The organism is Leucobacter sp. M11 (assembly GCF_035726885.1).
Taxonomy (GTDB): domain Bacteria; phylum Actinomycetota; class Actinomycetes; order Actinomycetales; family Microbacteriaceae; genus JAPFRB01.
This window is the reverse complement of sequence record NZ_JAPFRB010000001.1, coordinates 343,759-345,084: the sequence shown is the minus strand read 5'-3', so window position 1 is coordinate 345,084 and position 1,326 is coordinate 343,759. Positions and strand designations below refer to the sequence as shown.

Genomic DNA, 1,326 nt, shown 5'->3' with positions numbered 1-1,326 from the left:
TTGCCGAGCAGCAGATCGACCGCGTCGCCCGGGAGCGCGGGCTCCCGGCGGCGGAGGTCCGGGACCTCGTCGCGGCGCACACCGCGGGCCGCGACCTGGGCAGCCTGGGGGAGCCCCGCGTGAACGTCCTCGCGCTGAACGCGGCCCTCGCCGCGGGTGACACACCCGATGCGCCCTGAGCAAAACCCCGCGAACGCGGGCCGGAAGTGACAGGATGACACCATGACCAGAGGACGGCTGCGCGTGCTGCTCGGCGCCGCGCCCGGCGTCGGCAAAACCGTCGCGATGCTCGACGAGGGCCGCGGGCTCGCCGCCGAGGGGCGCGACGTCGTCATCGCGATCGTCGAGACGCACGGCCGCGCCCGGACCCGGGCGGCCGTCGCGGGCCTCGACCTGCTCCCGCGCGCGAGCGTCGAGCACCGCGGCGTCACCCTCACGGACCTCGACCTCGACGGCCTGCTCGCCCGCGCCCCGGAAATCGCCCTCGTGGACGAGCTCGCCCACTCCAACGCCCCCGGCAGCCGACACGAGAAGCGCTGGCAGGATGTCCAGGCGATCCTCGACGCCGGGATCGACGTGATCACCACCGTCAACATTCAGCACATCGAGTCGCTGAGCGACGTGGTCGAGGAGATCACGGGGGCCGCCCAGCGCGAAACCGTCCCCGATCGGGTGCTCCGCGATGCCGCCGAAATCGAGCTCGTGGACCTCACCCCCGACGCGCTCCGCGACCGGCTCGCGCAGGGGCACGTCTACCCGGCCGAGCGCATCGACGCCGCCCTCGCGAACTACTTTCGGCTCGGCAACCTGACCGCCCTCCGGGAGCTCGCCCTGCTCTGGCTCGCGGACGAGGTCGACAGTGCGCTCACCCGGTACCGTGCCGAGCACGGCATCGACCGCACCTGGGAGACCCGCGAGCGCGTCGTCGTCACCCTCACGGGCGGCCCAGAGGGCGACACGCTCCTGCGCCGCGGGGCCCGGATCGCCGCCCGAACCGCGGGCGGGGAGCTCCTGGCCCTGCACGTCATCAGCCAGGACGGGCTCCGCGCCGCTGACCCCGCCGCGCTGAGCGCCCAGCGCAGCCTCGTTGACACCTTGGGCGGCAGCTACCACCAGGTCGTCGGCGACGACATCCCCGGCACCCTGATCGACTTCGCCCGCTCCGTGAACGCGACGCAGCTCGTGCTCGGCGCGTCCAGCCGGGGCCGCCTGCTCCAGGCGCTCACCGGGCCGGGGATCGGCCAGAGCGTCATCCGGGACTGCGGCAGCATCGACGTGCACATCGTCACCCACGCCGCCGCGGCGAGCAACCGCCTGCGGCTGCCC

2 protein-coding genes are annotated in these 1,326 nt (G+C 74.1%); both read left to right on the top strand.

Annotated elements, in window-relative coordinates:
- The coding region (locus OOT08_RS01715) for a potassium-transporting ATPase subunit C (protein WP_325091275.1) at nucleotides 1–179 on the top strand (179 nt) is incomplete at its 5' end.
- A gap of 43 nt (nucleotides 180–222) precedes the next feature.
- Nucleotides 223–1,326, top strand: a 1,104-nt coding sequence (locus OOT08_RS01710; RefSeq protein ID WP_325090841.1) for a universal stress protein, incomplete at its 3' end; no start/stop codon positions are given.